General features: G+C 43.1%; 20 protein-coding genes. 5 read left to right on the plus strand and 15 right to left on the minus strand.

Annotated features, from left to right (window positions below; translation table 11 throughout):
• Window positions 1-161: 161 nt before the first annotated feature.
• The 4 genes from ABTV71_RS14090 to ABTV71_RS14105 form a co-directional block, all read right to left on the minus strand.
• The gene (locus ABTV71_RS14090) at window positions 162-914 is read right to left on the minus strand and encodes an SDR family oxidoreductase (RefSeq protein WP_433903627.1); all 753 of its coding nucleotides are present in this window, start codon (window positions 912-914) and stop codon (window positions 162-164) included.
• Window positions 915-943: 29 nt separating this feature from the next.
• Window positions 944-1369, minus strand: a complete 426-nt coding sequence (locus ABTV71_RS14095; protein ID WP_433903628.1) for a YybH family protein — start codon at window positions 1367-1369, stop codon at window positions 944-946.
• Window positions 1370-1511: 142 nt separating this feature from the next.
• Window positions 1512-2378 carry an AraC family transcriptional regulator gene (locus ABTV71_RS14100; protein WP_433903629.1) on the minus strand — a complete coding sequence of 289 codons (867 nt, stop codon included), beginning with the start codon at window positions 2376-2378 and terminating at the stop codon, window positions 1512-1514.
• A gap of 168 nt (window positions 2379-2546) precedes the next feature.
• Window positions 2547-3287, minus strand: a complete 741-nt coding sequence (locus ABTV71_RS14105; RefSeq protein WP_433903630.1) for an SDR family NAD(P)-dependent oxidoreductase — start codon at window positions 3285-3287, stop codon at window positions 2547-2549.
• A gap of 340 nt (window positions 3288-3627) precedes the next feature.
• Between ABTV71_RS14105 and ABTV71_RS14110 the strand changes: the two genes are divergently transcribed.
• Together ABTV71_RS14110 and ABTV71_RS14115 are read left to right on the plus strand one after the other, a co-directional pair.
• Entirely contained in the window at window positions 3628-4641 is a 1014-nt protein-coding gene (locus tag ABTV71_RS14110; RefSeq protein ID WP_433903631.1) for a sensor histidine kinase, read from the plus strand.
• A complete protein-coding gene (locus tag ABTV71_RS14115) occupies window positions 4638-5414 on the plus strand; it encodes a LytR/AlgR family response regulator transcription factor (protein WP_433903632.1) in 777 nt (258 codons plus the stop codon). The genes ABTV71_RS14110 and ABTV71_RS14115 overlap by 4 nt, the downstream gene beginning before the upstream one ends.
• Window positions 5415-5464: 50 nt before the next feature.
• On the opposite strand, the gene ABTV71_RS14120 is transcribed toward ABTV71_RS14115, so the two are convergent.
• The 11 genes from ABTV71_RS14120 to ABTV71_RS14170 all read right to left on the minus strand — a co-directional run bounded on the left by ABTV71_RS14120 (window position 5465) and on the right by ABTV71_RS14170 (window position 12994).
• On the minus strand, window positions 5465-6508 hold the full coding sequence (locus tag ABTV71_RS14120; protein ID WP_433903633.1) for an alpha/beta hydrolase: 1044 nt from the start codon (window positions 6506-6508) through the stop codon (window positions 5465-5467).
• A 5-nt stretch (window positions 6509-6513) separates the two neighbouring features.
• A complete protein-coding gene (locus tag ABTV71_RS14125; protein ID WP_433903634.1) occupies window positions 6514-6927 on the minus strand; it encodes an OsmC family protein in 414 nt (137 codons plus the stop codon).
• A 109-nt stretch (window positions 6928-7036) separates the two neighbouring features.
• Window positions 7037-7894, minus strand: coding sequence for a helix-turn-helix domain-containing protein (locus tag ABTV71_RS14130; RefSeq protein ID WP_433903635.1), 858 nt, complete (start codon window positions 7892-7894; stop codon window positions 7037-7039).
• A 272-nt stretch (window positions 7895-8166) separates the two neighbouring features.
• Entirely contained in the window at window positions 8167-8310 is a 144-nt protein-coding gene (locus tag ABTV71_RS14135; RefSeq protein ID WP_433903636.1) for a hypothetical protein, read from the minus strand.
• A gap of 48 nt (window positions 8311-8358) precedes the next feature.
• On the minus strand, window positions 8359-9015 hold the full coding sequence (locus tag ABTV71_RS14140) for an isochorismatase family cysteine hydrolase (protein ID WP_433903637.1): 657 nt from the start codon (window positions 9013-9015) through the stop codon (window positions 8359-8361).
• Between the two features lie 113 nt (window positions 9016-9128).
• Window positions 9129-9587 (minus strand): nuclear transport factor 2 family protein, encoded by a 459-nt coding sequence (locus tag ABTV71_RS14145; RefSeq protein WP_433903638.1) that lies wholly within the window; start codon window positions 9585-9587, stop codon window positions 9129-9131.
• Complete coding sequence (locus ABTV71_RS14150; protein ID WP_433903639.1) at window positions 9587-10321, minus strand: SDR family NAD(P)-dependent oxidoreductase; 735 nt, start codon at window positions 10319-10321, stop codon at window positions 9587-9589. Before ABTV71_RS14150 ends, ABTV71_RS14145 begins: the two co-directional genes overlap by 1 nt.
• A 4-nt stretch (window positions 10322-10325) precedes the next feature.
• Complete coding sequence (locus tag ABTV71_RS14155; RefSeq protein WP_121123328.1) at window positions 10326-10544, minus strand: tautomerase family protein; 219 nt, start codon at window positions 10542-10544, stop codon at window positions 10326-10328.
• 11 nt (window positions 10545-10555) lie between these two features.
• On the minus strand, window positions 10556-11092 hold the full coding sequence (locus tag ABTV71_RS14160) for a YceI family protein (protein WP_433903640.1): 537 nt from the start codon (window positions 11090-11092) through the stop codon (window positions 10556-10558).
• 171 nt (window positions 11093-11263) lie between these two features.
• A complete protein-coding gene (locus ABTV71_RS14165; RefSeq protein ID WP_433903641.1) occupies window positions 11264-12349 on the minus strand; it encodes an NAD(P)H-dependent flavin oxidoreductase in 1086 nt (361 codons plus the stop codon).
• A 63-nt stretch (window positions 12350-12412) separates the two neighbouring features.
• Window positions 12413-12994, minus strand: coding sequence for a Crp/Fnr family transcriptional regulator (locus ABTV71_RS14170; RefSeq protein ID WP_121123334.1), 582 nt, complete (start codon window positions 12992-12994; stop codon window positions 12413-12415).
• A gap of 685 nt (window positions 12995-13679) precedes the next feature.
• On the opposite strand from ABTV71_RS14170, the gene ABTV71_RS14175 reads away from it, so the two are divergent.
• Genes ABTV71_RS14175 through ABTV71_RS14185 form a run of 3 tightly spaced genes read left to right on the plus strand, consistent with a single transcriptional unit; the run spans window position 13680 to window position 20141 of the window.
• Complete coding sequence (locus tag ABTV71_RS14175) at window positions 13680-16961, plus strand: SusC/RagA family TonB-linked outer membrane protein (protein WP_433903642.1); 3282 nt, start codon at window positions 13680-13682, stop codon at window positions 16959-16961.
• Between the two features lie 17 nt (window positions 16962-16978).
• Complete coding sequence (locus ABTV71_RS14180; protein WP_433903643.1) at window positions 16979-18913, plus strand: RagB/SusD family nutrient uptake outer membrane protein; 1935 nt, start codon at window positions 16979-16981, stop codon at window positions 18911-18913.
• Between the two features lie 16 nt (window positions 18914-18929).
• Window positions 18930-20141 (plus strand): DUF5000 domain-containing lipoprotein, encoded by a 1212-nt coding sequence (locus ABTV71_RS14185; protein WP_433903644.1) that lies wholly within the window; start codon window positions 18930-18932, stop codon window positions 20139-20141.
• The last annotated feature ends 11 nt before the right edge of the window (window positions 20142-20152 follow it).

A 20152-nucleotide genomic window follows, 5' to 3' on the forward strand; every position in this document is an offset into this window, starting at 1 on the left:
GAAAGCCTTTATCAACCAAAAACTCATGGTCAAGTAAGACCTTTTTTATTAGCTGTATGAGCCCAGCATACTGTATTATAACAAGATGCAGGTCAGTCAATGGCCTGCATCTTGTTATCTAGGAAACAATTATAATATAATGGGCACGTTAAGAACCGAATTTAATTTTCCAAAGTGCTAAACGCCCAATCTTCAAAATGAATCTTGCCAGCATTATATTGCCCAGCAGGAACAAGCAGGGATTTAGGAACAGTAAGATGCATATATTTGCTATCCTCGTCAGAAACAACCTTTATAGGCTTTCCGGATATCTCGATATATTTCGCGACAAAATCATCCATATTTGCCCTTGTTGGCCCCGCAATCTCTACCGTACCGTTTTTAGGCTCCTGGAGTGCAAACTGCACAATGTAGTCTGTGACATCTTCCAGGGCAATGGGCTGATAGTCGATCTTCGAAACAAATACCTCGTCACCCTGTCCCTGAACGGCAATGATGGCATCGGTATGCTCGTGAAACTGTGTCGAACGAATGATTGTATAAGGTATTCCGGAGTTCTTGATGTTGTCTTCCTGATATTTCTTTGCCCGAAGATATCCTATCTCCAGCGCATCGTCCGTTCCGACAATGGAAAGTACGAGGTGATGCCTGATGTTTGCGGTCCGCTCCGCTTTTACCAGATTTTTTCCTGCGGTCTGAAAAAAGTGGATTGCATTCTCTTCTTCAGGAGAGGAGGAATTGGATAGATCGATTACGATCTCTGTATTTTCCAGCGCCTGGGAAAGACCTTCTCCCGTCATGAGATCCACTCCATGTGAAGGCGAGCCAATGACCACCTGATGACCAAGGTTTGCCAGCTTTTTTGTGACCAGTCTCCCGGTAAGACCTGTACCACCGATTACTAAGATTTTCATATCTGAACTATTTAAATTTGTAAAATTGATTAAAATAAGCTGCGTACCTGCACGCCGAATGGATTTCCAAACCAGCATCGCCAATATCCGTCAGGCCCTTTCTTGGCGTAATCGCTTGAAGTTCCTGTAATATTTACTTTTTCGCCGTTATTTCCTGTCCCGGCGATTTTCCAATGCAGGACCAGTGAAGCCAGATTATCCGTCGAATAAATATTCCGGGCAACAATTTCCATCGGCAATCCAAACCCGAAGGACTGCTGCAGCTCACGGGCGATCGCTATTTTTCCGCGTCTGGGCTCACCTCGGGTACTGATAACGACTGCATCATCCTCATAGAAGCCGAGCATGGTTTCCATATCCCTGGAATTAAAATGATCCAAAAGAGAGTCGACAATTCCCTCAGGTGTGGTTGATAATTTATAAGTCGGGCTTGCTGCCAAATTATGACCTTCCATAAGACCTAAGAATTAATATTAAAAGATATACTGTTATCTACAGTACAAAATTGATCAAAAAATGAATGCAGGAAAACTGACAAACAAAGGTAAAGGGTGGACAAAAAAATAAGCCGTGTTTGAGTTGAATAGGATAGGTTGTCTAATCCAGGTCTGGATTGGAGCGTAGTGTCTTTCTGTAATCGCCCGGTGACCGTCCAGCTTTTTTTGTGAAAAGCCTGATAAAGTACTTGGTGTCTTTATAGCCTAGCTGCACCGCAATTTCCTTAATGCTCAATCGTGAATAATAGAGCAGGCGCTGTGCCTCGCTCAGTATTTCCTTCTGGATCAGTGCGGATGCCGATAAGCCCGTCACCTTTTTAATAACATCATTTAGGTGGGCCACGGTGATATTTAACTGCTGGGCATATGCTGCGGGCCGTTTAAGGCTGCGGTAATCACGCTTGACGAGATTTCTGAATTCGTTGGCGATACTGATAATCCTAGGGCTATGACTTATGGGCCCTGCTGTTAATTTACTCTGGTGACAAATTACCGCCTGCGTTATAAAAGCTGACAGCAGGGGCTGTTGCACTTCCTTATTCGCGGTATTGTTTATACTATCCAGATTTTTTAGTGAGTCCAGGATTGACCTAAACCATTGTTGCTCGGCCGCTGACAGGGACAATATAATGGTTTCATTTAGAGATGCATCAAGAATGTCCCTGGCTGACCTCGTCATATGATGGCCTTCGAAAGAAATGTAATAACCGGATGCCCCTAAAGCCTTAGTGATCTGATGGACCTGGTGCGGAGGGCAGACAAAAAGTGTTCCGGCAGGCATGATCAGCTGTTCAAAATCAAATAGGACTTCCAGCTGTCCAGCATCAACAAGCATGCAGGTATAATGGTCATGCCGATGCGGATTCAGCGCTTTTAGGATGCCCGGCGTTGAACCGTCCCATATTCCAACGGCAATGCTGCTGCTGGAATCCATGCTGTTCACTAAAATGGGATCTCTTTTTGGCATGTGGCGCAATTTTAAATTCAAATTTAGTTCATATACTTTAAGAATTCCTATCGATCGCATTTTATTACCCTTATTTTCTAATTATTTATATATAGACCATTAGATCTATAAACGAATTTCGGAAGGCCTTTGGTCACGAATGGTATTTTCGACCGGATTTCCGAGTATTCACACTGCCGCACAGGTGCTATCATCGCCACCGATATCAAGGGATACAGCAATGCTTCCAAGATCTTTCTTACCGGTTAAAGCATATTTAATGATATCAATACTTTCATTTTTAACTTTTTGAATGACTTGATGATCATGGGGATCAATTCCCGTGACGCTCGTGACGATGGTGTCAATCTTAAAATTCGTTTTTCGAGGTTTATTCACAACATGGGCTGTCTGCAACCTCATCAGTTCTATAGCAGGCTGAAGATCCAGTAAGCGGTGGTGAAAGAATGTTTGAGCGGATTGGTTTGTGCCGATTCGTGTACTGGAGGTCCATATGACGTTCACTATTCTGGGGCTGAGGGATTTTCTTAGCAGTTCAGTCAATTTGTTGACAATGCCTTTGGTCCCGGCATCGTTAACCTCAAAAATTCCTTTTCCGGAATCAGGATGAGCTGATAGACCATACGTTGACATAAAGAACGTATCAATGGTGTTGTTGATCAGAACATCCAAAGAATTGATCAGTATGCCGATTTCTTGCCCCGCTGCGTCTATCGAGGATTCGCTACTGATGTCTACATAAAAAATATCTACGGTGCCAATACCTTCAGCAGCGAGTTCTTTGACGACCTGTTCACCGATTGCAAGGTCAGAACATCCAATATAGACAAAATAATTCTCATCAGCTAGCTTTCTTGCCATTTCAAGGGAGATTATCTTATTTGCTCCGGTTATTAATGCTGTTCTCATATGAATAATGCTTGTTTATGATATCTTTTTAAAATGTGATTAACGCTATGACTTAAAATTTACACAGTATCATCATTATGTATCATGCAAATAAAGATAAATCAGGTTCGATCAGTACGGGAAATTAAGATGAAGCGGGCAAATTGCCGATTGAAGCAGGCGGGCAAAGCTATTATTTATTCCTACGAAAAGAGGAGAATTAGTACCTTTGACCAGATACTAAATGAATCTTTATTGAACAGATTTTATGACAGCGATCGGGTACTATCTGGGATTTTAATTCATGCATTTCTAAGTTTTCTTTGATGTTTTTTTGCTTTCTTCTATTTAAAAATAATGTATGTCAAAACAGTATCGAATATTGGGTGTGATAATTTCATTGGCAATAGGACTTGCCATATTGCCGATAAAATTGACCTCAGAAGATCTGCACTCAGGTAATTTGTTTTTAGCCGCTCGTACAATCAGATATACGTTTACTGCGGGGATACTGGCTTTTCTCCTTCACCTTTATCTTAACCGCACCATATTTGCGGCGAGATGGATTGTGGTAGAATATATTTTAAGAATTATAGTTATCGCTTTGATTATCTGTTTGACTTCTATCGTAGTCGATGTAATTTTCAACAAATTTGTTAAAGAATCTTCTTTTACTATTGCAAAAGAGGATCTAAATTGGTACCTGGTCATTCTACGGTGCTTATTGGTCAGCACTGTGCAGTTCTTTGTAGTTTTTTATCTGCAATTGGTAGAAGAAAGCCAAAGGCGTCGTCTGGAAATAGAGAAGCTCAATCGATCGCAGCTGGAAGCTAACTTATCCAATCTGAAAGAGCAAATGAATCCACATTTCTTGTTTAACACGTTGAACACCTTAAGTGCAATAACAAACGATGTAAAAGTGAAGGATTATGTCTCTGAAATTGCAAACGTTTACCGGTATATGCTCATTCATAATAAATTGAACCTTGTTCCTCTGGAAAGTGAATTGAGTTTTATAAATTCCTACTTATATATTATAAAAACTAGATTTGGCAATTCTTTAAATATAAACATTCGGATAGACGAATGTATCTTGCCGACGAAGATCCCGCCACTGAGCCTGCAGTTGCTGCTTGAAAATGCAATTAAACATAATGTAGCTTCCCTTGATAGTCCATTAGCTATAGATGTATATAATGATTCCGAAAATATTATTGTCAGCAATAGCCTGCTGCCAAAGAAAACTAACTACCATTCGACTGGTGTTGGTTTAAATAATTTATTAAACCGTTATCAGCTTTTATTTAAACAAGATATCATTATAGAGCAGAATACGGCTGTGTTCAGCGTAAAGTTACCCATTATAAAATCATGAAAATTCTGATCATAGAAGATGAAATAAATTCTGCCAAAGAGCTCGAAAGGATTTTGGTAAAGCTTGATATACAAAACGAAGTTACAGCTATTCTTGACTCTGTGAAAGCGAGTATTGAGTATTTGCAACAACATGATTCTCCTGATCTGATATTTTCAGATATTCAATTGGCGGATGGGATGTGTTTTGAGATCTATAGCGAAGTCACTGTAAATAGCCCGATCATTTTTTGTACGGCCTATGACGAATATATGCTTGATGCCTTTGAAACGAATGCCGTTAGTTATTTATTGAAACCAATCACTGAGGTGATGGTTGAGAAGGCCCTTGGAAAGCTCAAGCGTTTAAAATCTGTTTTTGAGCCGGCCATTTTAAAAAGATCTATTGACCGCTTGAGTGAAAAATTTAAGGCTTCTTACAAAAAGTCAATACTCGTGGAGCAGCGTGAGAAGATAATACCAATTTCAGTACATGATATTGCCTGCTTATTTTTGGAGAATACAGTGATCAGGATTATAACGCTAACGAACCAGCAATACTTCATGGCTTCGACATTGGATGAGCTCGAGAGAATGCTTGATCCTGAATCTTTTTACCGGGCGAATCGACAGTATATTATTAATCGCCTTTCTATTGCAAATATAGAACGATTTTTTTCCCGAAAGCTTATTTGTCGACTTACAGTAGAAACACCAGAGACTATTGTTGTCAGCAAAGCGAATTCTTCAGATTTCTTGAGATGGTTGGAAGGGGGGACGACAAAAACCAGATAACACCAAACAGTGAAACCATTTGGTGTTATTCTTTGGCAATGCAGGGTATTTTACTTCGCAAACAGTGCTTTTTTCAAAACAGTTGCTGCATCCAGCACGGATTCCTGTACAGCGTGGATGTGCGCCAGCGGATTCAGCATCCCGTAATCGTGGATAAAGCCTTTATACTCAGTAATAGTCGTTGGCACACCGGCGTCATCCAATTTTCTTCCATATGCGACACCTTCATCATGCAAAATATCATTCTCGGCCACCTGAACAAGTGCGGGAGGCAAACCTTTCAGTTCTTCCAGAGAAGCTTTCAGTGGTGAGGCGTATTTGTTGTCCCGCTCTTTCAAGTCAGGCAGATAATTGTCCCACATCCATTTCATCAATGGGGTTGTCAAAAATCTTTCCTGCGCAAATTTTGTATAAGAAGCTCTGCTGAAGTCTGAGTCTGTTACGGGCCATAGGAGCACCTGTTGTTTTAGTTTGGGACCATTGTTGTCTTTGGCCATTAAGGCAACCACTGCGGCCATGTTTCCACCGACACTGTTTCCGGCAACAGCAAGCTTACTTGCGTCAACTCCGATTTCTTTTCCATGTTCGGCGACCCATTTTGTCGCGGCATAAGCCTGATTGATGGCTACCGGAAATCTGGCTTCCGGAGATGGCGTGTAATCCGGGAAAACGGCTACCGCACCGCTGTTGACAACCAGGTCACGAACCAGTCTTCTATGGGTAGGGTAGTCTCCCAAAACCCATCCACCGCCGTGGAAGAACATAAATACGGGTAGTCCGGCCTGTGCACCTTTGGGTTTTACGATGTGGATTTTTATGGTCTGTCCGTCCGCTATGATTGTTTTTTCGGACTCCTGGATATCGGAATAATCGAAGCTTACCGATTTTTGAGCTCCAACCAGAACCAGCCTGGCATCTTTCGGTGAGAGGGTTTCCAGCGGTTTTCCGCCGCCGCCGTTCAAAGCTTTTAAGAATGCTCTTGTTTCCCGGCCAATGTTGGGGTCCTGAGATGCTGGGTTTGATTGTGCCATGATATTGGAATTTAAGATGGCGAGTGCCGCCAATGTTAAAACTTTTGAATAGATTGTTTTCATTGTGATTATTTTTTAAGGTTGATGTTTAAAATGATTTTGAAGCTGAATGCTGTGCTTACTGGACAGGTTTTTTCTGCTTCTCTGGCAATTTTTTCAAATTCTTCGGCCGAGATGCCGTCCACTTCTGCATCGAGTAGCAGTTCGGACTGTGTGATCTTTCCATTATCTAAGGTAATGATGGATTTTGTCTCCAGTCTTTCAGGAGTATAACCAGCCTGTGTGAGACCCAGGCTCAGCTTCATTGTAAAGCATCCTGCGTGGGCCGCAGCAAGCAGTTCTTCGGGATTTGTGCCTAAGCCTTCAGCGAAACGGCTGTTGAATGAATACTGGGTCTGGTTCAGAACGGAACTTTGTGTTGTCAGATGTCCGTTTCCTTCTTTGATGGTGCCGTTCCAAACGGCCGTTGCATTACGTTTCATACGCTTTATTTTTGATTGTTAATTTCTTATAGGACAAAGATATGTCATATAGGCAATCGAAATAAAGAGTAAAAAGTCGATATAAATTGTACTTTTTTCCTTTTGTGGTCTAATTTTTAATTTCTTTCCGAAAAGCCGCAGGAGTTTTCCCTGATTTCTGCGTAAAAATCCGGTTGAAGTAAGCCGGGTCTTCATAACCCAATTGATAAGCGATTTCCTTTATGGTGAGCTCGCTGTAAAGGAGCAGGCGTTTGGCCTCAAGGACGATCCTGTTTTTGATCATCTCGTTCGGATTTTCAAGATTCAGTTTATGGAATTTGTTGGAAAGCGTTTTCGGCGCCAGATTCAGCAGGTCTGCATAATCGGCCACACTGTGTTTTTCCTTGTAGTGGATATTTACCAACCGGCTGAAGTTCCTGAAAAAATCCTGATCCGTGCTGACGAGGTCAAGCTTTTCGTTTTGGAGGTTCTGCTTTTTCCACTGCCTCGTCGCACGGATGATAATCTGTTTGAGGTATGTTCTGATCATTTCTTCTGAAGAGCGATCCTGAACATGAAGCTCATCGCTGATCTGAGCGAATAGTTGGGAAATTGTTTGCAGTTCATCGCCCTGCAGATCCACTGTCGGGTTTTCAAAAATATTATTGAACAACAGCCCATCACAAGCGACCTCCTCATCGTGGATCTGAATACAGTAGAAATCCCTGTTGTAATGGATTAAAAAGGCTTTATTTTCATTGGCCGACTGAACGTCAAGATATTGATTGGTATTAATGAAAAGCAATGTGGGATTTTGGGTTTCATAAGCAGTGAAGTCCACGGTCAGTGCATAACCCGCTGGAACGAGCAATACTTTGATATAATGCCGAAAAGTTTCGCCGTTAACAAGATCCAGCGAAGAGGAATCGAAAGAAATCAGGCCTAATTTTTTATGGTTCGATTCGAAGATGGAGGTAGCACTGTTCATAAGGACGTTTGTTTATGTTCAAATGTATCTCTTTTGCCTATAAAACTAAAATAAACGATATAATTTGCAGCAGATTTCAGAAAAAATAATAAAGATATCACTCGTTTATTCGTACTTTTTGGGTTTAGCGCTGTATTTAAAACTTAGGGCCGAAATTCTGATCATGCGTAAAGCATTGGGAAGGTCGGTTAAAAGCTTGACGCTCCAAGCTCGCTGCAAATAATGGTGTCTCGCCCCGATTATGTTCAATGGATATAGGTTGGCGTTGGGTTTTAAAAATTTCGAAAGGGATGCCCTGTTTTGCCAGGATGAGCATCGGATAGATTAAATACCCATTCAGGAATATTTATTTTTTCAATTGGCGCGTTGATGACTGCGCTAAAACTAGAATCTACTATCTTTTCTGCGATTTTCATATGGATATTATTTTTGTTATTTTACGAGGTTTATTTATCTACACAATGCTAGATCTTACCTTCAAGAATGTGAATTAATTCTTTTGTGCTTAAGATTGCATGCGCATACGTGGGACCATTAATTTCGTGTGCTGCGCGCATATGCTCCCAAGAGTTCGCAGCAGTTCCATCAGTGATCAAAGTGACATGATATCCCAGTTCCATCGCCATGCGACCTGTTGCTTCAATGCAAGAATTTGCCAACATACCGATAAGGATCACGCGATCGATGTCATGTTGTTTCAGCTGAAAGTCAAGGTCTGTGTTTATAAATCCATTTTGGGACCAATGCTCTTTAATAATAATATCATTTGGTGTGGGACTTAGGTCCTGATGAAAGTCACCGCCCCAAGAACCCTTGGCAAATAGCTGACGCTCGTCTGTTGATAACTGTGTGGATGTCGGGTATTTCCAATATTTATAGTCATTAGGTTCGGCACGATGGTGCGGGACGTATAATATCTGTATGCCGAGCTCACGTGCAGCGCGCATTACCGTTGACATATTTTTCAGCAAATCGATTTTTTCAATTACTTCTTTTGATCTGGAATACGATTTTCCATCGGGATGCAAAAAGTCGTTATAGGGATCAACAATGAGTAAACCCGTTCTTTTGCTGTCATATCTGCCATATCTGGCAAAACCATCATTTGTTTGTTTATTCATCTTTTTCATTTGTTTTTCAGCCTGCCTTCATCGCTTACCTAAAAAATCCATGGAAATTTTTAGATAAAAAGCTACTTCGTTGTGATTTGATTGTTGTTGTAGAACAGCCATATCTATGCTTGATCCATTGTGTCTGTCATCATCTTATTTACGATTAGCCATTGGCCATTGATATGATGAAATGAAAGGAATTCATGGTAGTAATAACGGTACATTTTAACTTTCACTTCTGCTACAGCAATTGAGTTTATGACAGAAATTTTGACAATTTCGCCATGGAAAGGCTGACTAGAGTCCTTTGGGCTTTGGCGATGCGCCACCACGTCAAGATATTCTGCTAGTCTTTTGAAATAAGGCTGTCCCTTTACATCACCTAGAAGTAAAGCATCGGAGTAAAATGCCTGTTCCAAGCGTTGCACATCCCCTAAATATATTCCCTGGAAATAGTAATCCTCCAGGGTCGTTTTGATTGCTAAGCTGTCCATATTTGTATTATTCATCGCGGTGTTAATTTGTGCTTTGCTATCCGGGCGTAAACCGAAAAGCAAAGCTGTTAGTATAATTATTTTCATTATTTTAAATTGTGGCCGGCGCCCATACCGCCGTCGACATTAATGATCGCACCATTAATAAAGTTGCTTTTTGCAACTGTGTAAATCATTTCTGCGACATCATCTACTTCACCGATCCGGTTGACCAAATGTATACCGGCCATGCTATCACCATTTTCGCCGTGCATCGGAGTTCGGATCACGCCCGGAGCAATTGTATTGACCCGAATATTTCGGCAACCGAATTCAGCCGCTAATTGTATAGTGAGCGCATGGATGGCGCCTTTACTTGCCACAGGTGCTGTGGCGGGAGCACCTCCCAAAGCATGGTTTACCAGTGGCGTCCCGATATTGATGACCACGCCGTGTTCCTGTTTTAACATTTCCGGCATTACAGCTTGTGTGGTAAAAAATGTTCCTTTCAAGTTGGTGTTTAAAAAAGTGTCAAGGTAATTCTCATCCACCTCTAGAAATGGTCTATTCCCAAAAATGCCGGCATTGTTAATCAATACATCCACTTTGCCAAATTGTTTTAGAGCCAGATCAACGAGCTGTTCTCCAGTTTCTTTATGACTGATATCGCCGGCAACCCGGGCCAGCCGTGGACCACCACCTAGCCTGTAAAACGTTTGTTCGAGCTTTTCGGGGGTTGCCGAATTGATGACAACATTGTCTCCTCGGTCAAGAAAATATTTGGCCGCTGCCTCGCCAATACCCGACGAAGCTCCTGTTATGATAATTGTTTGTGTGTTCATCGTTCTATTTTTTATCGGCAGTAATGCCGTTTTCACGTAATATTGATACTTGCTCACCGGCGTAGCCCCAGTCGTCCAGTTCAACTTCCTGGATAACCACATGTGTTAAGTGGGGATCCTTGTTCAAGATCGTTGTGAACAGGTCGGTAATTCCTTTTATAAGCTGTTGCTTTTGTTCGCGGGTAATATGTTCTTTGGTTAATTCTATTTTTATAAATGGCATATCTTTACTTATTATGCAACAGCGATACTTTCGCTCGCTATGGCGGTTAATGAAATAGTAAGTTCAAATTCGTTGTAGATCAACGTATCCCCAAGGTTCTGAAAAAAGTTGCCCGAACGGAATTTCATATCATATTTAGTCCGGTCTATTACAACGCTTGCTTTCGCCGCCAAAGTTTGGTCATTAACAATAACATCAATGTTAAATGTTACTTTCTGTGTAATTCCCTTAATTGTCAGATCAGCGGTGCAGCTATTATGATTTGAAGATGATATAATCAGGCTGGCTTCCGGATATTTTTCGGAATTAAAAAAGTCTTCAGAAGCCAGATGTCCGGCAAATTGTGCATTCGTGGCAGGATCTGTTATATCCATTATCTTAATGGATCTGGTGTCTACTATAAATTCCCCAGCTGTAATTTCCCCGTCATTTAATGTGAGCTGACCGCTTTTTAAATTTATTGTACCATTGTGGCTGCCAGTTACTTTTTTGCCTACCCAGTTGATCCGGCTTTCTGTCGTTGAAATGATGAATTTTTGTGTTTTCATTACCTTGTATTTAATGTGTTGAAAAAATTATACTACAAAGTAACGCTACTGTGTTGAACTGATAACGTGACCTATGTCACATTCTGATTCTCTACTGTAAAGTAGGATGATTTGATGAAAGCAACTTGTGCGAGGGGAATCTGCTCTAGTGGGAATTGCTCTCCCTGTTGTTTATTTTTTGAATAAGTCAGCATGTTCCGTGGTTTCTCTTATCAGTGATTGCATTAGTTCAGATGCATTTCGGTGTTTCAGTATCGGTGCGATCTGACCGCTCCATAGGAAGAGAAATTCTGGCCGCTGCTGTTCCAGTGCAGCTTTTCGGAGTGAAGACATGATCGATGTCTGTAGTGGAAAGGGGAGGGCTGCTATTTCGCCGTCCGGCAATTGTTTGGTTATAAGAGAACGAATCCCTCGTCCAAGTCTACCGGTATAGGCCCTGCTGAGGGTAGTGTATTTTGCATGGTCAGAAAAAAGCATATCACGATGTAGTGGAATAGCACCCGATTCCTCACAGGCCAGAAAAGCCGTTCCGATTTGGACAGCATCCGCGCCTAAGACCAGAGCAGCGGTTATTCCTTTTGCATTTGCTATTCCACCGGCAGCTATAACCGGGGTTTTCACTTTTTCGCGGATCAGTTGTAAAAGTGTGAATGTACCCATTAGGGACGATTCGGCTTTATCAAGAAAGGAGGGACGGTGCCCCCCTGCTTCAAATCCAGATGCGATGATGGCGCCTACACCTGAATTCTCCAGAACAATTGCCTCATCCAACGTTGTCGCCGTCCCTATAGTTATGATCCCTTTGCTTTGACACTCTTCCATTACGGATACGGGCAAAGTGCCAAATATAAAACTGAAAACCTTTGGACGGATATCCAATATCACATCGAGCTGATTTGCAAAACGAGATTGAAATGCCGCTGGTTTCGTAGGGAAATCAATGCTCAACGCATCAAAATAAGGTTCGAAGATTGCCTTGGCTCGCTCATATTGCTGATTAGAAATACCATCGTCGGCCATATCCGTATCAGATACCCACAGATTCAGGTTATAGGGGCCAGCCGTTGCGGATTTTATCTTATCGTTGACATCGATAATTTCCTGCGGACTGAGGGTATAAGCGCCAAATCCGCCCAGTCCGCCCGCATTGGACACGGCGGCCGCCAATTCGACCGAAGAGAGATTACCTCCAAAAGGTCCCTGCAAAATGGGGTAGTCGATACCCAATAACTGACTGATTTTTGTGTTGTTCCACATGTTAAACTGCATTAATTATTTCCAAAATAAGCTATTAACCAAGTCAATCCAAGGTGATCTAGATCACATTTTTTGGGCATTATAGAGACGGCTCAGGGTTTCTCTGGACACACCTAGATAAGCCGCTATCAAGTGTTTCGGGACTAAGTTATACAATTGGGGATACATTTGCAGTAACTCTTCATATCGGGTCTTGGCATTATTATTCATGAAGGATAGCAGACGTTTTTGGGAAGCCACGTAGCCACCATTTGTGCGCCAGCGAAAAAAATGTTCCAGTTGATGAATTTCACCACATAGTTTTTCCCGGTCTTCATTCGATAGGCACAATAGTTCGACATCCGTTATGCAGTCCAGGTTTACAGTCGCTTTGGACTGCGTATATAAGGCATTATAATCAGACGCCCACCAGGTAGGCATAGCAAATTGTAGGATGTGCATTTTTATATCTTCATTGATATAGAATGTCTTTAAGCAGCCCGTAATTACAAAATATTCATAATTTACCTGATCACCCTCCTGAATAATTACCTGTCCTTTTTTGAATGACAGCGGTTTAAAATGCTCAAATACATAATCATATTCAGGATCTGTGAGCATAGCATGTTTGGCGATGTGTGCCCGTAGCATTTCTTTGGCATCCATAATTGACTTAACTTAACATATTATATCGTTTTTTTGACATGAAATTAGACGATATAGATTTTTATAAATCCAAATTACTGAAAAAAACTCACTCCATTCACACGAAAGTTTTTTATGTTTTTGTTTGATCGTGCATGACCGCAGATTGCAATACTCCACAAAAGCAGATTTAGAATTCTTGCCATTTATTATCTGAAGTATAGAAGCATCGAAAGGCAGGATAGTACAGTACAGTTCGATCAAAGAAAACAAATATCTTCGTTTATTGAAAGATAAAACATTTTAGCAAGCGAAATAAGCACGTTGTTAATAAAACCAATTATTGTAACTCTCTTGATATTCTGCTATAAGGATCAAAAAGTGCGGCACAGGACAAACAATCTTTAAGAAGTATTATCGTGAGAAATTAACACTTTATTGAGGAGCCTATTAAAAATTTCTGGATGCACTGCTACATATATTATTTACAGTCAGACGATGCTAAAGATCGGACATCAAGATTAATCCGATGATGTCCGATCTTTAGAGAATTATACCCGATTAAATAAACATTAAAATAAATCAATATGGAATAATAACAGAAGCCTAATGGTGGATGAAAATCGGTAGTGCGGCTAACACTACCGAATAAAGTATTCACCTCTAACCAACCGTAGTTCTAATACAATTATTAAAGGAAATGCAAATGTATGCAATTAAAATGATTTTAAACCCCAAAAGGGGCTGCAATCTCCTGTCTGCGCTTTTAGCAACGACTTTCTCGCTCTGTTACCTGGATTCTCGAGCGAGCGGGGCCACAGAAAATGAAGGAAAAAACGGTAAAAGCTATTCTTTGGCTCATCCGTATTATCTAAAAACGATCAGTGTGATGAAAACTGGTCTTCAGGATCAGATCAGGGGTAGAGTGGTCGATACCCTCAATAATCCGATTCAGGGTGCGACGCTTCGTATCATCGGGACAAATCGGAGCACCATGACCGATGAGAGTGGCCGATTTGTCATTAAAGGGCAATCGGGGGAGTCGCTCGAGATTAAGGCGCTAGGTTATGTCACAGAGCGGATTTTGCTCAACGATACGAAAGCGGTCAATATTGTCCTCAAATCCAGCAGCAATAATATCGACGAAGTGGTGGTAGTCGGTTTTGGCCAACAAAAGAAACAGAATGTTGTGGGGGCCGTAACGACCGTCAGTGTCAAAGATCTGAAAGGGCCGACAAGTAACCTGACCACGATGCTCGCTGGTAGGATTGCCGGAGTCATTTCCTATCAGCGCAGCGGTGAGCCCGGCCAGGACAACGCACAATTTTTTGTACGTGGTCTGGGTTCATTTGGCGGAGGAAAAGTAGATCCCCTTATTTTGATCGATGGCATCGAATCTTCCGCTACAGATCTGGCGAGGTTACAGCCGGATGATATCGCAAGTTTTTCGGTTTTAAAAGACGCCACCGCTGCAGCTGTCTACGGGGCCCGGGGTGCCAATGGTGTGATGTTGGTCAACACAAAAAAGGGCGGCGAGGGAAAGACAAAATTCAGCTTCCGTGCTGAAAACTCCATTTCGAGCAACACGCGCAATTTCAAGATGGCCGATAATATCCAATATATGAAAATGGCCAATGAAGGAGCGCTCACAAGAAATCCGCTTGCTCCTGTACCTTATGCGCTATCAAAGATAGATTTTACAGAGAATGGTGGCGATCCATTGCTTTACCCTAACAATGACTGGATGAAACTGATGATCAATGATTATACCATGAACCAGCGGTTTAATACGAATATCACCGGAGGGGGAAGTGTGGCAAAATATTATATATCAGGGACATATAATATTGATAATGGCGTACTGAAAAATGATGGTGCCAATAAATTCGGAAATAACATCAAGCTCCGCAATTATTCGATCATGGCCAATAATACCTTAAATCTGACCCCCTCGACCGAGGCTAATATTCGTGTGTACGGACAATTTGACGATTATAGCGGTCCTATTGGTGGCGGTAAGGAAATTTTTAATTCGGTCATTAAAGCAAATCCGGTCGCATTTCCGATCATGTATCCGGCCTCTTTTTCACCTTATACCAATCATATTCTTTTTGGCAGTGAGCTTGTGGCCGGAACGACAAATACATTGTATACAAATCCTTACGCGAGTATGGTATCGGGATTCCAGCGTTATAGCTCTTCTAACATCAATGCACAGTTTCGCATAAATCAGGATTTTAGCGCTGTGCTGCCCGGTTTGTCTGCGCGGGCGATGGGTTATGTGCAGCGTTATGCACGCTTTGAATCCCAACGTAGATATATTCCTTTTTATTATCGGGCCAATTCGATTGATGGTAGCATAAATCTCACTGCCCTCAATGATGGAACCGCAGGCTCTGTCGGGCAAACGGGACGGGAATACCTCGATTACTCTGCCGGAAACAAAGATCAGGTCAATACGTATTATACCGAGGTGGCTGCCAACTATGCACAAAAATTCAACGAAAAGCATGATGTGTCTGCCATGTTGATCGGTATTATCCAGAATACGATTGTCAGTTACAGCAACAACGAGTCACTTGAAATGTCTCTACCCCGAAAGAATCTTGGCCTTTCGGGCAGATTCTCCTACAATTATGACACAAGATATCTTGTCGAATTCAATTTTGGTTATAATGGTTCCGAACGCTTTGCTGAGCGCAATCGTTGGGGCTTTTTCCCTTCCATCGGCGGGGCTTGGGTCATAGCAAATGAAAGCTTTTTTTCGGGACTGAAAAAATATATTACCAATCTGAAAGTACGGGCATCTTATGGTATGGTGGGAAATGATGCTATTGGTGACCAAAACGCTCGCTTCTTCTACATGTCGGACGTGAACCTTAACAACGGCAGCTATGGAGCGAGCTTCGGTACAAACTGGTCCTATGGTCGACCCGGGGTTTCTATTTCACGCTATGCGAACGATAAGATCGGCTGGGAAGAATCCCGTCAGCTAAATATCGGACTCGACGTTTCGCTTTATGGCGTGGATATCGTCGTGGATGCTTACCGTCAGAAGCGAAGTAATATTCTTATGACGAGGTCGTATGTCCCCGGAACAATGGGGCTGCAAGCGAGCATGGCGGCCAACGTCGGTAAAGCCGAATCCGAAGGAATAGATATTGGGATCAATTACAGTAAAGGGTTTATGAACGGGATGTGGACCCAGCTCCGTGGCAACTTCACATACGCCAGAAACAAAGCGACGGTGTATGACGAACCTACCTACGCCCAGCATGAATGGTACCGGTCCCGCGTAGGCTATCCTGTCAGGCAGGAGTGGGGATATATCGCGGAAAGATTGTTTGTCGATGAAAATGAGGTAGCCAATTCGCCAACGCAATTTTTTGGCTCCGGTAATGAGGCTAAGTATGGTGCCGGTGATATCAAATATCGGGATGTCAACGGCGATGGGGTGATCAATAATGCGGACCAGGTTCCGATCGGTCTGCCTACCTCGCCAGAGATTATTTACGGAATGGGCGGAAGCTTTGGGTTTAAAAGTTTTGATCTCAGCGCATTCTTTCAGGGATCGACACAGTCTTCCTTTTTTATAGATCCGTCTGCAATCTCACCGTTTGTAGCAAGCGGCGGACAGCAGAACGGTTTACTCGAGGTGATAGCAAATGACCATTGGTCGGAAGACAGACGAAACCTGTATGCCTTCTGGCCGAGATTGAGCAATATCCAAAATAATAATAACAATCAACGGTCGACCTGGTGGCTGCGCAATGGTGCTTTTCTGCGGCTGAAAACGGTGGAACTCGGATATACGCTGTCCCCTAAGCTGCTGAAGCGATTGGGGATGTCCAATTGCCGGATCTACGCCAATGCCAGTAACCTGTTTTCGATCAGCTCTTTTATGACATGGGATCCCGAGATGGGCGGCGATGGCCTGGGCTATCCGGTCCAGCGTGTTTACAACATCGGAATTAATCTAGGACTTTAAGCTAACCGTAAAGAATTATGAAAACAAATAAATGTGCCAAATTATATAACAGAATCAGGAGTTTATACCTGGTTTCAGCTATCCTGCTGACCATATCCTGTAAAAAAGCACTGGACGTGGTGCCGGATAATGTGGCTACGATAGACCATGCCTTTGCCAATACAATAGAGGCCGAAAAATATCTTTTTACTTGCTACAATTATCTGCCGAATAGCGGTACCTCGGAGGGCAACATCGGCTTATTGGCGGGCGATGAACTGTGGATACCGGATTATCGCCAATATTTTCAGGCAGCGACCTGGTCTGTCATTGCCCGCGGGCAACAAAATTCGGGGGAGCCTGCCGCCAATTATTGGGATGGTATGCACGAGGGCAAGGACCTCTTCGAGGCTTTGCGTCATTGCAATATATTTCTCGAAAATGTAAGCAACCCAGATAAAGTCAGGGACTTACGAGTGGATCTGCGTGCACGCTGGATTGCGGAAGTCACCTTTCTAAAAGCGTATTATCACTACTTTCTGCTGCGCATGTACGGGCCTATTCCGCTTATCGATAAAAATATCCCGATCTCGGCACCACCCGAGGAGGTGCGGGTCAAACGTAGGCCCATTGACGAGTGTGTCAGCTACATCAGCAGTTTGTTGGATCAATCTTATGCAGACCTGCCGTTGGTTATCAACAACAAGAATGATGAACTTGGACGTATCACAAAGCCGATCAACCGCGCAGTGAAAGCGAAGTTATTGTTGTTGGCCGCCAGCCCTCTTTTTAACGGAAATCCGGACTATGCTTCGTTTACCAATAAAGATGGTGAACCGCTTTTTAGTGCCGCCTTTAGTGCCGCAAAATGGCAAGCTGCCGCTGATGCAACAAAAACGGCAATTGACGAGGCAGAAGCTGCCGGAAACAAACTTTACTACTACAAAATTCCCGAATTTGAAATGACCGATACGACCATGATACAGATGAGTATCCGTGGCGCAGTCACCGAGCGATGGAACGACGAGGTGGTCTGGGGGCTCTCAAATAGCCGTGCTAATACATTGCAGCGGGCCGCCCAGCCGCTATTGCATGCCGATATGGGTGTTAATTCGGCTTATGCTTCGTTGGCCCCGACATTAAAAGTTGTTCAGCAGTTTTATTCAGACCACGGGGTACCCATTGAAGAAGACAAAACGAAAGACTTTAGCCAAATAAGTCAGCTGCGTATCGCAACAAATGGTGAACGTGTCAATTTTGAAACACGCTATGAAACAGCACGGCTGAATTTTGACCGGGAAAACAGATTCTATGCGTCTATCGGATTTGATGGTGGCAAGTGGCTGACCTCGGATCTGCCTGCCCGCAAAGATTACGAAGCCTACACCGTAAAGGCCAAAATGGGGCAGATCAGTGCCGGCTCTGCTTTTGGGCTGTTTTCGGAAACAGGATACTATGCAAAAAAACTGGTAAACTGGGAGTCTCGCTTTGCTGCAAATGCGTCGATCTGGGAGTATCCCTGGCCAGAAATACGCTTGGCTGATCTTTATCTGATGTATGCCGAAGCGCTTAATGAAACTTCTGGCCCCGTCAGCGATGTGCACAAATATCTCGATTTGATCCGGCAGCGTGCAGGGCTGGAATCCGTCACCGATTCTTGGCAGAAATATTCCAAAAATCCCGCCAAGCCTACAACAAAGGATGGCATGCGGGCCATTATCCGTCGCGAAAGACTGATAGAGCTGGCATTTGAAGGCAGTCGTTTTTGGGATCTCCGTCGTTGGAAGGAATCGGCCAGAGAGCTAAACGGCCCAGTAAGGGGCTGGGATGTGAGCCAAAAGGATGCTATACCTTATTATCAGGTACGGACCATATTCCAGCAGCGTTTTATTGCGCCGCGGGATTACCTATGGCCGATCCGTCTAGATGAAATGACTGTTAATGACAACCTGGTGCAAAATCCCGGTTGGTAACCTTAAAATATTGATCATGAGAACAAATAAGCTAAAATTATACCCCGCTGTACTGGCGATCGTCATGTTGATCTTTACAGGCTGCAAAGAACAGAAATTAATGCCGTTGGAAGAGAATGGCATCCCCCCGGGACAGGTAGGCAATGTGAAAGTAGAAAATTTATCGGGCAGAGTACGCATTAGTTATACCCTTCCAAAGGACCAGGATCTGCTTTATGTCAAAGCCGTTTATGATATCCGGCCCGGAACATCAAGAGAGATAAAATCCTCTTATTATTCCAATACCATGGATCTGGATGGCTTCGCAGACGAAGATGAACATGAAGTAAAACTGTATGCTGTTAATCGAAGTGAGGTGGCATCCGCTCCTTTATCCGTCATGGTCAAGCCCTTGGAAAATCCGATCTGGGGTGTTTTTAGGAGCCTGCAGATATTGCCTGATTTTGCAGGGGTACGCATTATGGCGCAGAACCCGAGCCAAGCGGATGTCGCAGTTGAGATCCTACGAAAAGATTCCCTGGGCAGATGGACACCTTTTTTACCTTATATCTATTCTTCGCAGAAGGAGATCAGCCAGACTTCACGTGGGCTTGATACCCTGGCACAAGAATTTGCCGCCACCGTGCGGGATCGTTTCCTGAATTATACGGATACGCTGTTCAATAAGATCAGTCCTTTTTATGAAGAAGCATTGTCCAAATCCTTATTCAAGGCGCTTAAGCTGCCGGGCGATGCAAAGATCCAAACGGTGACCCCCGGTATACCGACCATCTGGGACGGGGACAATAATCCCAACAACAGCAACAGGATGTTGACCGATGTGGCCGACCTAAATCCGCAGTGGATCAGCATTGACCTGGGTAAACTGGCCAAGCTGAGCCGCGTCAAAATTTGGAATTATGCCGAATTTATGAGCAATGGCAATCATCAGTTCTACTACCGCGGACAATTACGCTTCTTTGAGGTATGGGGATCAGCAGATCCAAATCCTGACGGAAGCTGGGACAGCTGGACGAAAATGGGCACTTTTGAAAACACGAAGCCCTCAAGGCTCCCTTATGGACAAACTTCGGCAGAGGATTGGGAAAAAGCAGCAGCGGGTTTTGACTACAACCTGGATACCAACGTACCCAAAGTACGTTTCCTCCGGATCAAGAGTATAGAGAACTGGATGGGTACCTCTTGGTTTGAAATCAAAGAGATCAATGTATATGGTGACACACGTTAGTTCAGTTAAAA

Source organism: Sphingobacterium puteale (genome assembly GCF_050986225.1).
Taxonomy (GTDB): Bacteria; Bacteroidota; Bacteroidia; order Sphingobacteriales; family Sphingobacteriaceae; genus Sphingobacterium; species Sphingobacterium puteale.

Coding starts and splice junctions, on each gene's coding strand:
- ABTV71_RS14110 (WP_433903631.1), top strand. CDS start 3,628: ATGTCAAAACAGTATCGAATATTGGGTGTGATAATTTCATTGGCAATA.
- ABTV71_RS14150 (WP_433903639.1), bottom strand. CDS start 10,321: ATGAACACACAAACAATTATCATAACAGGAGCTTCGTCGGGTATTGGC.
- ABTV71_RS14180 (WP_433903643.1), top strand. CDS start 16,979: ATGAAAACAAATAAATGTGCCAAATTATATAACAGAATCAGGAGTTTA.
- ABTV71_RS14140 (WP_433903637.1), bottom strand. CDS start 9,015: ATGAATAAACAAACAAATGATGGTTTTGCCAGATATGGCAGATATGAC.
- ABTV71_RS14120 (WP_433903633.1), bottom strand. CDS start 6,508: ATGAAAACAATCTATTCAAAAGTTTTAACATTGGCGGCACTCGCCATC.
- ABTV71_RS14125 (WP_433903634.1), bottom strand. CDS start 6,927: ATGAAACGTAATGCAACGGCCGTTTGGAACGGCACCATCAAAGAAGGA.
- ABTV71_RS14175 (WP_433903642.1), top strand. CDS start 13,680: ATGTATGCAATTAAAATGATTTTAAACCCCAAAAGGGGCTGCAATCTC.
- ABTV71_RS14165 (WP_433903641.1), bottom strand. CDS start 12,349: ATGTGGAACAACACAAAAATCAGTCAGTTATTGGGTATCGACTACCCC.
- ABTV71_RS14115 (WP_433903632.1), top strand. CDS start 4,638: ATGAAAATTCTGATCATAGAAGATGAAATAAATTCTGCCAAAGAGCTC.
- ABTV71_RS14160 (WP_433903640.1), bottom strand. CDS start 11,092: ATGAAAACACAAAAATTCATCATTTCAACGACAGAAAGCCGGATCAAC.
- ABTV71_RS14155 (WP_121123328.1), bottom strand. CDS start 10,544: ATGCCATTTATAAAAATAGAATTAACCAAAGAACATATTACCCGCGAA.
- ABTV71_RS14145 (WP_433903638.1), bottom strand. CDS start 9,587: ATGAAAATAATTATACTAACAGCTTTGCTTTTCGGTTTACGCCCGGAT.
- ABTV71_RS14130 (WP_433903635.1), bottom strand. CDS start 7,894: ATGAACAGTGCTACCTCCATCTTCGAATCGAACCATAAAAAATTAGGC.
- ABTV71_RS14105 (WP_433903630.1), bottom strand. CDS start 3,287: ATGAGAACAGCATTAATAACCGGAGCAAATAAGATAATCTCCCTTGAA.
- ABTV71_RS14100 (WP_433903629.1), bottom strand. CDS start 2,378: ATGCCAAAAAGAGATCCCATTTTAGTGAACAGCATGGATTCCAGCAGC.
- ABTV71_RS14170 (WP_121123334.1), bottom strand. CDS start 12,994: ATGGATGCCAAAGAAATGCTACGGGCACACATCGCCAAACATGCTATG.
- ABTV71_RS14135 (WP_433903636.1), bottom strand. CDS start 8,310: ATGAAAATCGCAGAAAAGATAGTAGATTCTAGTTTTAGCGCAGTCATC.
- ABTV71_RS14090 (WP_433903627.1), bottom strand. CDS start 914: ATGAAAATCTTAGTAATCGGTGGTACAGGTCTTACCGGGAGACTGGTC.
- ABTV71_RS14095 (WP_433903628.1), bottom strand. CDS start 1,369: ATGGAAGGTCATAATTTGGCAGCAAGCCCGACTTATAAATTATCAACC.
- ABTV71_RS14185 (WP_433903644.1), top strand. CDS start 18,930: ATGAGAACAAATAAGCTAAAATTATACCCCGCTGTACTGGCGATCGTC.